General features: G+C 64.0%; 13 protein-coding genes and 2 pseudogenes. 14 read left to right on the top strand and 1 reads right to left on the bottom strand.

What is annotated here, in order from left to right:
- Positions 1-793 precede the first annotated feature (793 nt).
- Entirely contained in the window at positions 794-1,039 is a 246-nt protein-coding gene (locus QCM77_RS33315) for a DUF6894 family protein (RefSeq protein ID WP_279686313.1), read from the bottom strand.
- A 341-nt stretch (positions 1,040-1,380) separates the two neighbouring features.
- Here QCM77_RS33315 and QCM77_RS33310 point away from each other — a divergent pair.
- The 14 genes and pseudogenes from QCM77_RS33310 to hypB form a co-directional block, all read left to right on the top strand.
- Positions 1,381-1,908, top strand: a pseudogene (locus QCM77_RS33310) (NADH-quinone oxidoreductase subunit B family protein); the annotation flags it as partial.
- A pseudogene (locus QCM77_RS33305) lies at positions 1,905-3,328 on the top strand (nickel-dependent hydrogenase large subunit); the annotation flags it as partial. The pseudogenes QCM77_RS33310 and QCM77_RS33305, both read left to right, overlap by 4 nt.
- Before the next feature lie 201 nt (positions 3,329-3,529).
- Positions 3,530-4,621 (top strand): hydrogenase small subunit, encoded by a 1,092-nt coding sequence (locus QCM77_RS33300; RefSeq protein ID WP_279686312.1) that lies wholly within the window; start codon positions 3,530-3,532, stop codon positions 4,619-4,621.
- Between the two features lie 29 nt (positions 4,622-4,650).
- Positions 4,651-6,441, top strand: a complete 1,791-nt coding sequence (locus tag QCM77_RS33295; RefSeq protein ID WP_279686311.1) for a nickel-dependent hydrogenase large subunit — start codon at positions 4,651-4,653, stop codon at positions 6,439-6,441.
- Between the two features lie 12 nt (positions 6,442-6,453).
- On the top strand, positions 6,454-7,194 hold the full coding sequence (gene cybH, locus QCM77_RS33290) for a Ni/Fe-hydrogenase, b-type cytochrome subunit (protein ID WP_462804363.1): 741 nt from the start codon (positions 6,454-6,456) through the stop codon (positions 7,192-7,194).
- Positions 7,195-7,208: 14 nt separating this feature from the next.
- On the top strand, positions 7,209-7,790 hold the full coding sequence (locus QCM77_RS33285) for a hydrogenase maturation protease HybD family protein (RefSeq protein ID WP_148744601.1): 582 nt from the start codon (positions 7,209-7,211) through the stop codon (positions 7,788-7,790).
- Positions 7,791-7,816: 26 nt separating this feature from the next.
- Positions 7,817-8,113, top strand: a complete 297-nt coding sequence (locus tag QCM77_RS33280) for a HypC/HybG/HupF family hydrogenase formation chaperone (protein ID WP_279686309.1) — start codon at positions 7,817-7,819, stop codon at positions 8,111-8,113.
- A gap of 275 nt (positions 8,114-8,388) precedes the next feature.
- Positions 8,389-8,835 (top strand): thioredoxin domain-containing protein, encoded by a 447-nt coding sequence (locus tag QCM77_RS33275; protein WP_279686308.1) that lies wholly within the window; start codon positions 8,389-8,391, stop codon positions 8,833-8,835.
- The gene (locus QCM77_RS33270; RefSeq protein ID WP_279686307.1) at positions 8,832-9,695 is read left to right on the top strand and encodes a hydrogenase expression/formation protein; all 864 of its coding nucleotides are present in this window, start codon (positions 8,832-8,834) and stop codon (positions 9,693-9,695) included. Before QCM77_RS33275 ends, QCM77_RS33270 begins: the two co-directional genes overlap by 4 nt.
- Positions 9,692-9,901 (top strand): rubredoxin, encoded by a 210-nt coding sequence (locus QCM77_RS33265; protein WP_148756122.1) that lies wholly within the window; start codon positions 9,692-9,694, stop codon positions 9,899-9,901. The genes QCM77_RS33270 and QCM77_RS33265 overlap by 4 nt, the downstream gene beginning before the upstream one ends.
- Positions 9,898-10,425 (top strand): [NiFe]-hydrogenase assembly chaperone HybE, encoded by a 528-nt coding sequence (gene hybE, locus QCM77_RS33260; protein ID WP_279686306.1) that lies wholly within the window; start codon positions 9,898-9,900, stop codon positions 10,423-10,425. Before QCM77_RS33265 ends, hybE begins: the two co-directional genes overlap by 4 nt.
- Complete coding sequence (locus tag QCM77_RS33255; protein ID WP_279686305.1) at positions 10,422-11,516, top strand: nickel-dependent hydrogenase large subunit; 1,095 nt, start codon at positions 10,422-10,424, stop codon at positions 11,514-11,516. Before hybE ends, QCM77_RS33255 begins: the two co-directional genes overlap by 4 nt.
- The gene (gene hypA, locus QCM77_RS33250; RefSeq protein ID WP_279686304.1) at positions 11,509-11,850 is read left to right on the top strand and encodes a hydrogenase maturation nickel metallochaperone HypA; all 342 of its coding nucleotides are present in this window, start codon (positions 11,509-11,511) and stop codon (positions 11,848-11,850) included. Before QCM77_RS33255 ends, hypA begins: the two co-directional genes overlap by 8 nt.
- Positions 11,850-12,770, top strand: coding sequence for a hydrogenase nickel incorporation protein HypB (gene hypB / locus QCM77_RS33245; RefSeq protein ID WP_279686303.1), 921 nt, complete (start codon positions 11,850-11,852; stop codon positions 12,768-12,770). Before hypA ends, hypB begins: the two co-directional genes overlap by 1 nt.
- Position 12,771 lies beyond the last annotated feature (1 nt).

Here is a 12,771-nt window from a genome sequence, read left to right as displayed (position 1 = left end):
GGCCGGTGAGTGGTTCCGGCGGGGTCGTCTGCTCATGGTCTCTCCTGATTCGCGGGGCCTATCGTGCCCGCCGTCAGGCAGAAACTCCACTTAGCGTCCTGTGCAGATTTCCGGGACCGGCTCTCTTACTAGGTGTGTCGCGCTCGCAACGTCACGATTATTCCATTGGCCTCTGAATCGTTTTTGACTTCACAGGGTGGCGAGTCCGGCGTTTGATAGTGGTGGACCCTGGGTAAGGGCTTTCATCTCGAAGACTCTTTGAGGCGGGTCCAAGAGATCGCTGTCTAGCGCCAGCGATCTCTTCGTTAGCTTCATCGGGAGAGGCCGTCCGATGCCGCCGCAAGTATGGGCTCTCGCCACGTCGATCGGCTGGACAGTCGTCGTAGCCGCGATCCTGCTCTATTTGATCTTCAGCCCTGGCTAATCCGGCGCCCGTGAAAGGGTGCGAGACGCCTACACGTCGTTGATTGCGCAGCCGTGTCCGCGGGAATGCGGGGCGGATAGACAAGATACAAGGCTGATCGTGCGACCTTAAACCTGCTTCCACGCGTCGTGCGGAGGTACCTAGAAGCGAAACGGGCCATCACGAATCGGAGATTGAAGGGGCGTTCGCCTGAAGAAATAGGCCTGCGCGCGATCCAGCGCTCGCTCGAGTGACGCTGCTGCCGGTCGGACCACCATCCAGCAGTTTGGATAGCGGCGCTGCCGTATGGCAAGCCGATAAATCTGCAATAAGGATGCTCGGGACCGGCAATACCGTCGGGATGATGCTCAGATCACGAACTGAGGCACCCTACTTCTTTAAGAGCCTCGGCAGAACGGTTGCGAGGGGTACGGTACTGAGCGGTCGCCCCAGTTCATCTGCGATGACCAAAACCTCCGACACGTCTGGCGTACCGCTCTTGATCGCTTCGGCTAGAAGCTCGCGCGCGGCTAATACGGCCTCACCCTCAGCCGCAGATAAATCTGGTAGCTCCGTTCCTTCCTCATCGAGCGTAATCTCGTCGCCGGCACGTAGGTGAAAGTAGAAACGTCCCAAGGCGAACTCCCAATTGAACAGAGACCTATTGGTGAGTAAATTTTCGCAGACGTATACCAAGCTTGGCAGGAGGCAGCGAGCGCCGCTAATTGGGACTACGCAACAATCGGCTCGTGTGTTGCGTTCGATGCTGTACAGTAACGAGATGTCGATATTGATAAATGCAACGCGTCCCGCTTTGACGCTTAAATTCCGCGTTCGAGCGCTCCTTTCGACGAATTTCATCACGCCGATTGTCCGATAATTACGGACCATTTGGATCTGCAAGGCCGGTGCGAGCGCTTTCCTACGCTGTGATCCGTCTGGTGCTCGAGGAAGCAGCTCAGTCGCGATGTTGATGTGTCAACGTCGCGGGTTGCGCGCCGCATCCGGGCTGGATGATGGAAACCATCCTGGCACTGACCACCAAGGACCTTGCCGCCACCGACCTCGATTCCTACGGGCGGCCCAAATTCCTCGCCAATCACCTTGCCCATCACGGCTGCTCGCGCAACGAGTTCTACGAGTGCAAGGCCAGCGCCGAGACCATGTCGGATCGCGGCTGCCTGATGGAGCATCTGGGCTGCAAGGCGACGCAGGCGGTCGGCGACTGCAACTTGCGCTCCTGGAACGGCGGCAGCTCCTGCACCAAGGCCGGCTATGCCTGCATCGCCTGCACGTCGCCGGGCTTCGAAGGGGCGCAGAACTTTCTGGAGACCGCCAAGCTCGCGGGCATTCCGGTCGGGCTTCCGACTGACGTGCCGAAGGCGTGGTTCGTCGCGCTCGCCGCGTTGTCGAAGTCCGCGACGCCGCGCCGCGTGCGGCTTAACGCGACCGCCGACCATGTGGTAGTGCCGCCGGGTCGCGCGACGACGAAGGGCAAGCCATGACGCGGATCACGATCGGCCCATTCAACCGCGTCGAGGGCGATCTAGAAGTCCGCCTCGATGTCGAGAGTGGCCGCGTCATGCGCGCCGAGGTGACGGCGCCGCTCTACCGAGGTTTCAAGCAGATCCTGGAAGGTCGGCCGCCGCTCGATGCGCTGGCGCTGGCACCGCGGATCCGCGGCATCTGTTCGGTCTCGTAATCGGTCGCGGCTGCGGCCGCCCTGCGCGCCTCCATGTCGATCGAGGCGGCGCCCAACGGGTAGCTCGCCACCAACATCCCCCATGCCGCGGAGAACGCGGCCGACCATCTGACCCGTTTCTACATCTTCTTTATGCCGGACTTTGCCCGCGAGGCCTATGCCGCCCATGGCTGGCACGAGGAGGCGCGCGAGCGCTTTGCCGCCACCCGCGGCAGCGCGGTGCCTTGCCGGCGCGGGCGCGGCTGCTCGAGACCATGGGATCATTGCCGGAAAATGGCCCCACAGCCTGGCCTTCCAGCCCGGCGGCACCACGCGCGCCATCGATCTCGGCGAGCGGATCCGGCTCTTGTCGATCACGACGGCGTTTCGAGGTTTCCTCGAGCGTATCGTCTTCGCGGATTCGCTGGAGAACGTGCTGGCGATCGCAACCGCCGACGAGCTGGACGGCTGGCGCGATGGCCGCGGCGACTTCGCGCATTTCCTGCGGCTTGCGGACAGTCTGGCATTGACCGGGCTCGGTCGGGGCACGGGGCCGATGATGAGCTACGGCGCCTATCATGGTGCCGATGGCGAGTTGTTTCCGCGCGGCCTGTTCAGCCAGCGCGCAATCGTCGAACCGCTGCCGCTGACGCAGATCACCGAGGACGTCTCGCATGCCTGATGCGGAATTCCTTTTGCGGATCCCGCCCATGGCAGCACAGTCCCAGATCCCGACAAGCCGGCGGCCTATAGTTGGTGCAAGGCGCCGCGGCTGTCGGGCCAGCCGATGGAGGTCGGTGCGATCGCGCGCCAGACGGTGGCGGGCCAGGCACTGATCACGGATCCGGTCGCGCGGGACGGCACCAACGTGCGCAGCCGCGTGATCGCGCGGCTGATCGAGACCGCGCGCATCGCGCTTGCCATGGAGCAGTGACGCGCGCGCTGCGGCTGTCGGAGCCGTTCTGCGACAAATCGCGCGAGCTCCCCGACGGAAGCTATGTCGGGTTGTCGAGGCCGCCCGCGGCAGTCTCGGGCACTGGATGGCGGTGCGCGACGGCAAGATCGAGCGCTACCAGATCATCGCGCCGACCACCTGGAATTTCTCGCCGCGCGATTCCTTCGAGGTCGGCGGCCCGCTGGAGCAGGCGCTGGTCGGCACTGATGTCGGCGACGCCGGCCCGCGTGCGGTTGCGATCCAGCACATCGTGCGCTCGTTCGATCCCTGCATGGCGTGCACCGCGCATGGACCGGAAACTTCGTTGCCGGCTGCAAATCGAATTGTTTCCGCTTCTCGTGTTGGCAGCGTCCTCGCGTACCGTCCATGAAAGTGGTTCAAATTCGCAACGTCATGGAATCTCTCCACTTTTGAATCTCTCCAGGCTGTTGGCCTGCTTTTTGCTACCGTTTGTGTCATCGAAAAGTCAAAGCCGAAGGCGGGAGGATTCATGGGCGCGGCGACGGAAACGTTTTACAGCGTGATCAGGCGGCAAGGCATCACGCGTCGGAGCTTTCATAAATTCTGCAGCCTGACGGCGACGAGCCTCGGCCTCGGACCGCTGGCGGCGAGCCGCATCGCGAACGCGCTCGAGACTAAGCCGCGCGTGCCCGTGATCTGGATGCACGGCCTCGAATGCACCTGCTGTTCGGAGAGCTTCATCCGCTCCGCGCATCCGCTGGTCAAGGATGCGGTGCTGTCGATGATCTCGCTCGACTACGACGACACCATCATGGCGGCTGCGGGCCACCAGGCCGAAGCCATCCTCGAGGAGACCCGCGCCAAGCACAAAGGCCAGTATATCCTCGCGGTGGAAGGCAATCCGCCGCTGAACGAAGGCGGGATGTTCTGCATCGACGGCGGCAAGCCGTTCGTCGAGAAGCTGAAGATGATGGCCGAGGACGCGATGGCAATCATTGCCTGGGGCGCCTGCGCCTCCTGGGGCTGCGTGCAGGCGGCAAAGCCCAATCCGACACAGGCAACTCCGATCGACAAGGTGATCACCAACAAGCCCATCATCAAGGTGCCGGGATGCCCCCCGATCGCCGAGGTGATGACCGGCGTCGTCACCTTCATCACCACCTTCGGCAAGCTGCCCGAGCTCGATCGCCAGGGCCGACCGAAGATGTTCTACTCGCAGCGCATTCATGACAAGTGCTACCGGCGCCCGCATTTCGACGCGGGGCAGTTCGTCGAGGAGTGGGACGACGAGGCCGCGCGCAAGGGCTATTGCCTCTACAAGATGGGCTGCAAGGGGCCGACCACCTACAACGCCTGCTCGACCGTGCGCTGGAACGGCGGCGTGTCCTTCCCGATCCAGTCGGGTCACGGCTGTATCGGCTGCTCGGAGGACGGCTTCTGGGACAAGGGCTCGTTCTACGACCGTCTCACCAACATTAAGCAGTTCGGCATCGAGAAGAACGCCGATCAGATCGGCATGGTGGCGGCCGGCGCCGTCGGCGCCGCGGTGGCTGTGCATGCGGTTGTGACCGCTGTCAAGCGGCTCGCGACCAAGCGCGATGACGCCGACCACAATAGCTGATCGAAAAGACACAGCAGGGCAGGACAATCATGGGTATCCAGACTCCCAACGGCTTCAATCTCGACAATTCCGGCAAGCGCATCGTCGTGGACCCCGTGACACGTATCGAAGGTCACATGCGGGTCGAAGTCAATGTCGACGCCGACAACGTCATCCGCAACGCGGTCTCCACTGGCACGATGTGGCGCGGCATCGAGGTGATACTGAAGAACCGCGATCCGCGCGACGCCTGGGCGTTCACCGAACGGATCTGCGGCGTCTGCACCGGCACGCACGCGCTGACCTCGGTGCGCGCGGTCGAGAACGCGCTCGGGATCACCATCCCGCCGAACGCTAATTCGATCCGCAACCTGATGCAGCTTGCCCTGCAGGTGCACGACCACGTCGTCCATTTTTATCACCTTCACGCGCTGGACTGGGTCGACGTCGTTTCCGCGCTTTCGGCCGATCCGCGGGCGACCTCGACGCTAGCGCAGTCGATCTCGAGCTGGCCGCTGTCGTCGCCCGGCTACTTCAAGGATCTGCAGACCCGGCTGAAGAAGTTCGTCGAGTCCGGGCAGCTCGGTCCGTTCAAGAATGGCTATTGGGGCAGCAAGGCCTACAGGCTGCCGCCCGAAGCCAATCTGATGGCGGTGGCGCATTATCTGGAGGCGCTCGATTTCCAGAAGGAGATCGTCAAGATTCACACCATCTTCGGCGGCAAGAACCCGCATCCTAACTGGCTGGTCGGCGGCGTGCCCTGTCCGATCAATGTCGACGGCACCGGCGCTGTCGGCGCCATCAACATGGAACGGCTGAACCTGATCTCCTCGATCATCGACCGTCTGATCGAGTTCAACGAAATGGTCTATCTCCCCGACGTGGCTGCGATCGGCTCATTCTACAAGGATTGGCTCTATGGCGGCGGCCTTTCGAGCCAGAGCGTGCTCTCGTATGGCGATGTGCCAGAACATGCCAACGACTATTCCGCCAAGAGCCTGAAGCTGCCGCGCGGCGCCATTATCAACGGCAACCTGTCCGAGGTGCTTCCGGTCGACCACGCCAATCCCGACGAGATCCAGGAGTTCGTGGTGCACTCCTGGTACAAATATCCCGACGAGACCAAGGGACTTCATCCCTGGGACGGCGTCACCGAGCCGAATTACGTGCTGGGACCCAACGCGAAGGGCACCAAGACGGCGATCGAGCAGCTCGACGAAGGCGGCAAGTACTCCTGGATCAAGGCGCCGCGCTGGCGCGGTCACGCCATGGAGGTCGGCCCGCTGGCGCGCTGGGTCGTCGGCTACGCGCAGAACAAGGCGGAGTTCAAGGATCCCGTCGACAAGTTCCTTCGGGATCTGAACCTGCCGATGTCGGCGCTGTTCTCGACGCTCGGCCGCACGGCGGCGCGTGCGCTCGAATCCGTCTGGGCCGGACGCCAGATGCGCTACTTCCAGGACAAGCTCGTCGCCAACATCAAGGCCGGCGACAGCTCGACCGCCAATGTCGACAAGTGGAAGCCGGAGAGCTGGCCGAAGGAGGCCAAGGGAGTCGGCTTCACCGAGGCGCCGCGCGGCGCGCTCGCGCACTGGGTCAAGATCAAGGACACCAAGATCGACAACTACCAGTGCGTGGTGCCGACGACTTGGAACGGCTCGCCGCGCGACCCCAAGGGAAATATTGGCGCCTTCGAGGCGTCGCTGATGAACACGCCGATGGTCAATCCCGAGCAGCCGCTGGAGATCCTGCGCACCATCCATTCCTTCGATCCGTGCCTGGCCTGTTCGACGCACGTCATGAGCCCGGACGGCCAGGAGCTCGCCAAGGTCAAGGTCAGGTAGGAGAGGATCATGATGGATGCAGTTGCTCCTGCCTCGGACGCCAGGCCCGACCTCGCGGCGATCGGAGCCTATGCTTCTGGAGAACGTGCGGTGGGTCGTCCCAGCGTCTATGTCTACGAAGCGCCGGTACGGATCTGTCACTGGGTGAACGCGTTCTCGATTATCGTGCTTATGGTGACCGGCTATCTGATCGGAACGCCGTTGCCGACGGTCGCGGGCGAGGCGTCCGACAATTTCGTGATGGGCTACATCCGCTTCGCCCATTTCGCCGCGGGGCAGGTGCTTGCGGTATTCTTCCTCACGCGCATCCTGTGGGCTTTCGTCGGCAACCACCACTCTCGGCAGATCTTCTACATCCCGTTTCACCGCAAGCGGTTCTGGACGGAAGTGCTGCACGAAATCCGCTGGTACGCGTTCCTGGAGCGCGAGCCCAAGATGTATGTCGGCCATAATCCTCTGGCGCAGATTGCGATGTTCACGGGATTCACGCTGTTCGTGGCCTTCATGATCATCACCGGGTTTGCGCTCTATTCGGAGGGCACCGGCATCGATAGCTGGCAGCATAAGCAGTTCGGCTGGGTGTTTGCGATCTGGCCGAACAGCCAGGACGTCCACACCTGGCATCATCTCGGCATGTGGGCGCTGGTCGTGTTCGTGATGGTGCACATCTACACCGCGATCCGCGAAGACATCATGTCGCGCCAGAGCATCATCTCCTCGATGATCTCGGGCGAACGGCAATTCCGCGACTGAAACGGGAACGCCAAGTGAAGCCGACATTCTCGCAAGACGATCGCATCCTGGTGCTCGGCATCGGCAATATCCTGTGGGCCGACGAAGGGTTCGGCGTCCGGGCGGTCGAGGAATTCCACCGCCGCTACGCCGTACCCGACAATGTCACCATTCTCGATGGCGGCACGCAGGGGCTCTATCTTGTCAACTATCTGGAAGAGGCGGACCGCCTGATCGTGTTCGACGCGATCGACTATGGCCTCGAGCCCGGCCAGTTGAAGCTTGTGCGTGACGACGAGGTGCCGCGTTTCACCGGCGCCAAGAAGATGAGCCTGCACCAGACCGGCTTCCAGGAAGTCATCAGCGCGGCCGACCTGCTCGGCCGCTGCCCGAAACATCTGGTGCTGATCGGCTGCCAGCCGCTCGATCTCGAAGACTGGGGCGGGCCGCTGACGCCGCCGGTGCGCGACCAGATCGCGCCGGCGATCAATCTCGCTTGCGCCATCCTGGCCGAATGGGGCCTCACGGTGAGCCAACGCGCCGAGCCATTGGCAGATATCGAGCGGCTGCTCGCCAATGACATCGATCATCTCCATTACGAGACGCGGCCGGCCTGATCGGCCACACTGCCGGAGACTTGCCCATGTGCCTCGGCCTGCCCATGACGATTGTCGAGACCGACGGGATCTCGGCGCTGTGCGCGTATCGCGGCGAGCAGCGCCCCGTCTCTGTGCTGCTGCTCTCGAATCCTGCGGTCGGCGCCAAGGTGCTGGTCTATATCGACACCGCGATCCGGCTGCTGGACGAGGACGAGGCACGCCTGATCGCGAATGCGATCGAAGGCCTCAGCGCGGCGCTCGACGGCGAGGATTGCGACCGCTTCTTCGCCGACCTCATCGACCGCGAGCCGCAACTACCCGAGCACCTGCGGTCCGACTAGGATCGCCTCTGCTTCTCCCGTTTGATGCGTTGACTACATCAGTGACCGGCCGGCCTCGGCGGCCGCTGTGCGCCTGGAAGGTCGATTTCTACCTGCAAAGACAGCTCTCACCAGATATGGCAAGTATCTTTCCATTGAAGCTTGGCTTACACTCGGCGCCAAGAAATACATGATCTGGATCAATGAGATAAATCCGAACATGTGATAACCGATCCTGGCACGTGGCTTGCTGACCTCTAGTTCGCCAAAAACACAAGCTTGCTAGGAGAGGTTCGATGGAATTCCGGGTGGGAAAGCATGATCTGGCGCGGAGTGGTCTGCCCGAGGTCGATGCTGCGACGGTCGATCATTTTCTTGGCGGAGCGGATGAGGCCGGTGCGGTCGCGGTGCTGCTGTCGGCGGGCGATCCCAACCGCTTTCCGGAGGCAATCGATGTCGCCGTGGTGCTGCCCGAGCTTATCGCAGCGTTCGGCAATCGGCTGCGCGGCGCGATCATCGCACGCGACGCTGAGCGTGCGCTCGGCGAGCGCTTCGAGGTGCGGGTGCAGCCGACGCTGATCTTCGTCGCCAACGGCAAGACGCTGGGGTTGATCGCCAAGATCCAGGACTGGTCGGTCTATGCCGACCGCATCACCAAGCTGATCGACCGGCCGCGCGGGCAAGGCGCCGCAGTCGCCGTCACCATCGTTCCCCAGCATCGCGCACAAGAGGTCGGGCTATGAAGGCCGGCTTCTGGGATGCGCCCGAAGGCGCCGAGCAACCAGTCAACGTGTTTCCGATCGGCGACGAGAGTCTCAATGCAGCGAAGGGCAGCCTGACGGCGGCCGGCGCGCTCGCAAAGCTTGCAACGCTCGACAGTGCGGAGCTTGCAAAGAGCTGCCCGAACGCGGTCGCGCTGCTCTCGAGGATCGCGGATGCCATCGCGAATCAAAAGGCGAACGCGCCGACAAGACTGTTTCGGCTGGCCAATCTCAACGATCTCGAGAGCAAGCTGGTGGCCGACGTGCTCGGCGAAGGCGAGGTCGCCGGCGTCGTCGCGCTGCCGGACGGATCGCTGGCGCAGATCCAGGAATCGGTGCTGGCGGGAATTTGGCGTGTGCGGCTCGAGACCGACGCCACTTCCGAATATCTCGAGATTGGCGCGGTTCCCGAGATTGTCAAGCGTGCGGCTGCCGACCTGACCTCCGCCGATTTCGAGATCGGGCAGGTGCCGGAGGGCGCCATGAACGTGCTGCCGGTGCTCGCCGAAATCCGCGAGTGGGCACAGGCCTGGCGGCCCGGCATTCGCTCGCAGATCATCAATTTCACGCTGCTGCCGATGAGCCCGGTCGACATGAGCTTCCTGCAGGACACGATCCGGAACGGACCGATCCAGCTGGTGTCGCGCGGCTACGGCACCTGCCGGGTGCTCTCCACCGGCATCTGCAATGTCTGGTCGGTGCAGTTCTTCAACGCCATGGACACTATCATTCTCGATACGCTCGAAGTCGGCGGCGTGCCGACGGTTGCGCTGGCAGCGGACGAGGATTTCGGGGATTCCGCCGAGCGGCTGCAGGAAATCATCGAGGCCTACTTCAAATGAGCGCCTTCGAGAATATTGGCGTGCGCCAGGACGTCGCCGACGTCACGCGGCTGGAATGCGGCATCTGCTGGACCGTCTACGATCCGGCGGATGGCGATGAGGTAGCGCAGATCGCGCCGGGCACGCCGTTCGCGGCGCTGCCGGAGGAGTGGCACTGCCCGAATTGCGACGCGCCAAAATCCAAGTTCATGGCGATCGAAACATGACAGGCAGCGCACCAGCGAGTGCGTCAGGTCCTGCCGGCGACGCCGACGCCGCGGCGTGGGGCGAGCTTCTGGCCGCAAGCTACCGCGAGATCGGCGAGCGCGCGATGCGCGATCTACCCATCTACAACGATGCGCTCGGCGTCGAGGCGGTCGGTTTCCGTCCCTTCAACGGCACGATCGTCGGCATCATGGTCACGTCGTGGTTCATGAACGTGGCGATGCCGGCGGGCGCGGTGACGCCAGCCACCTCGGGCGCGACCGCGCGAATGCGTTTTCCCGCGGGCGATATCGAATTCACCCTCAGCAAGGTCGCCCGGATCGGCCGGATCGCGAGCTGCTCGCTGTTCTCGCCGATGTTCCAATTCGCCGACATGGATGCCGCGCGAGCGACGGCCGAAGCCGCGCTTGCCGAATTGATGCTGCCGGCGGACAGCGAGGAGGCGGTTCGCCGCCGCGAGCCCGCGACAAGCCCGATCGATCGGCGTAACTTCCTGCAGCGTGCCTTGACGGAGCGGCATGGATGAGTCTCTCGTTTCGCAACGAGATCGATATTACGGTGCTGTTGTCCGGCGCCACGATCGCCGACGTCGCGATCAAGCCGCGCAACCGGCCGCCGCTGACGCGGCTGTTTGCGGGAAAGCCCGCGGCTTCGCTGCTTCCGGTGCTGCCGCGTCTGTTCTCGCTGTGCTCGATCGCCCATCACGTGGCGTTCCAGTCGGCGGTGGAAGCCGCGCAAGGACGGGAGCCGGCTCCCGCAACGGTGCGGCGCCGCGTCACCGCAGTCGTCGTCGAGCGGCTGACCGAACTGCTGCGCGGCCTGTTCGTCGGACGGCTCGCGCTCGACGGCACAAACGCTCTGGCGGTGCGCGCCGTAATGCAGGCAAGCGCGCTGCTTGGGGGCGCGGACGAGGCCGTCCCGCCGGCCTTGCATCGCGACGCGGTGGTGCAGATCAAGGCCGCGCTCGGCGCGATGGGGATCGCCGGCGAAGAAGACGAGACGCTCGCGCCGGGCAGCCCGCTCGCCGCCTCCGTCGCGGGATGCCACGGCAAGCTGGTGTCAGAGCCCGAGGCCGATCCATCCTTCCTGACGGTGGCGGACGATTTAGACATCGTCACGCGTCTGCTGGCGGACGGTGCGGCCTATTCCGATGCGCCGGACCTCTGCGGCCGGATTCCGGAAACCGGCGTCTGGGCGCGCAGGGCACGCCGTGAAGCGGTCTCGGCGGCGGAAGCGGGCTCCGCCGCGCGTCTGAAGGCGCGGATTGCCGAGGTCGCGCGGCTCTGCGCCTGGCTCGATCGTGGCGATGCGGATCTCGATGAAGGCGTCGTCGCGAGCTACCGGCTCGGCGCGGGCAAGGGGGCAGCCGCGGTCGAATGCGCACGCGGGCGCCTCCATCACGCCGTCGCACTGGACGACGAGGATCGCGTCGTCAACTTCGAGTTCCTGGCACCGACCGAGTGGAATTTTCACGCCCGCGGACCGCTGGTCAGGAGCCTCAAGGGCGCGACGCTCGCGACCGGCCGGCAGGGACAGGACGCGGTTCGCGCGCTGGTCGGCTCCTTCGATCCCTGCGTCGGCTTCAGCCTGCAATTTCGCGAGGCCGGCCATGCATGAGATGGCGCTGTGCGAAGGCATCGTCGGTATCGTCGAGGAGGAAGCGCGCAAGCGCGCTTTCACCAAGATGAACGTCGTCTGTCTGGAGATCGGTGCGCTGAGCCATGTCGCGCCGGAGGCGCTGAAATTCTGCTTCGAGGCCGTAGCCGCGCGGACCATCGCGCAAGGCGCGCGGCTCGAGATCGTCGAGACGCCCGGCACGGCTTGGTGCATGGCCTGTTCCAAAACCGTTGAGATCGGGCAGCGTTACGAGCCGTGCCCGTCCTGCGGCGGCTACCAATTGCAGGTGACGGGCGGCGAAGAGATGCGCGTAAGGGAATTGGAGGTCGACTGATGTGTACGGTCTGCGGCTGCAGCGACGGCAAGGCATCGATCGAAGATGCGCATGGTCATCATCATGATCACGGCGATGGCCATGGGCACGGCGAGCACCATCATCATCACCGCGGTCATGGCCACGACCACGGTCACCACCATCACCACGGTGGTGCCCACGACCACGCCCCCGATGAGGCCGGGCTGCTCGACTGCGGCGCCAATCCCGCGGGCCAGAAGATCGCCGGCATGAGCAGCGACCGCATCATCCAGGTCGAGCGCGACATCCTCGGCAAGAACGACCGGCTTGCGGCCGACAACCGCGCCCGCTTCGCGGCCGACGGCGTGCTCGCCTTCAACCTGGTCTCCAGCCCCGGCGCCGGCAAGACCTCGCTGCTGGTCCGCGCCCTGTCCGAGCTGAAGGCAAGCTTTGCGATCGGCGTGATCGAAGGCGACCAGCAGACCTCCAACGATGCCGAGCGCATTCGCGCGACCGGCGTGCCGGCGATCCAGGTCAATACCGGCAAGGGCTGTCACCTCGACGCCGCCATGGTCGGCGAGGCCTATGACCGGCTGCCCTGGCTGAACGGCGGCCTGCTTTTCATCGAGAATGTCGGCAACCTGGTTTGCCCGGCGGCGTTCGATCTCGGCGAGGCCTGCAAGATCGTGGTGTTCTCGACCACCGAGGGCGAGGACAAGCCGCTGAAATACCCCGACATGTTCGCAGCCTCGTCGCTGATGCTGATCAACAAGATCGATCTCGCGCCCGTGCTCGATTTCGATCTGGCGAAGACCATCGACTATGCGCGCCGGGTCAACCCGAAGATCGAGGTGCTGACGGTGTCGGCGCGCACCGGCGAAGGCTTTGCGGCGTTCTTTGCCTGGATCCGCAAGCGGATGGCGGCGACGACGCCTGCCGCGATGACGGCGGCGGAGTGAC

Origin of the sequence: Bradyrhizobium nivariense, assembly GCF_029846695.2 — a bacterium.
Lineage (GTDB): Bacteria > Pseudomonadota > Alphaproteobacteria > Rhizobiales > Xanthobacteraceae > Bradyrhizobium.
This window is presented reverse-complemented; position numbering and strand designations above follow the sequence as displayed.